Source organism: Streptomyces sp. AC555_RSS877, assembly GCF_019049245.1.
Taxonomy (GTDB): Bacteria; Actinomycetota; Actinomycetes; order Streptomycetales; family Streptomycetaceae; genus Streptomyces.
Genome location: NZ_JAGMUK010000167.1, coordinates 1 through 722, shown reverse-complemented (window position 1 = coordinate 722; position 722 = coordinate 1). Strand labels below are relative to the sequence as shown.

The window sequence follows — 722 nt, the reverse complement described above, 5'->3', positions numbered from 1 at the left end:
GGCCGTCAGGCGGTGCCCAGCGCGGTGCGCAGGGTGCTGACGGCCTGGTTGATGGCGGCCTCGGCGGCGTGGGTCTCGCGCAGGGCGTTGAGCATCACGAAGTCGTGGATGATGCCCTGGTAGCGGACGGCGGTGACGGGGACGCCGGCCTCGCGGAGCTTGTTGGCGTAGGCCTCGCCCTCGTCGCGCAGCACGTCGGCCTCGCCGGTGATGACCAGGGCCGGCGGCAGGCCGGTGAGCTGGTCGGTGGTGGCGCGCAGCGGGGACGCGGTGATCTCGGCGCGCTGGTTCTCGTCGGTCGTGTACTGGTCCCAGAACCACTGCATGCCGTCGCGGCGCAGGAAGTAGCCGGTGGCGAACTGGTGGTAGGAACCGGTGTCGAAGGCGGCGTCGGTGACCGGGTAGAAGAGGACCTGCTGGATGAGGGGGACATCACCGCGTTCCTTGGCCATCAACGTCAGCGCGGCGGTCATGTTGCCGCCGACCGAGTCACCGGCGACGGCGATGCGGGTGGCGTCCAGGCCCTGGGCGGCGCCCTGGCCGACGACCCAGCGGGCGACCGCGTAGTTCTGCTCGATGGCGACCGGGTAGCGGGCCTCGGGGGAGAGGTCGTACTCGGGGAAGACCACGGCGGCCCCCGCGCCCACGGCGAGTTCGCGCACCAGCCGGTCGTGGGTGTGGGCGTTGCCGAACACCCAGCCCGCGCCGTGGATGTAGATGAT

The 722-nt window shown here is 71.5% G+C and carries 1 protein-coding gene; it reads right to left on the bottom strand.

Features of this window, described 5'->3' with window-relative positions; all coding sequences use genetic code 11:
• Positions 1-5: 5 nt before the first annotated feature.
• On the bottom strand, positions 6-722 hold a 717-nt coding region (locus KUM49_RS38250), incomplete at its 5' end, for an alpha/beta hydrolase (protein ID WP_217241567.1).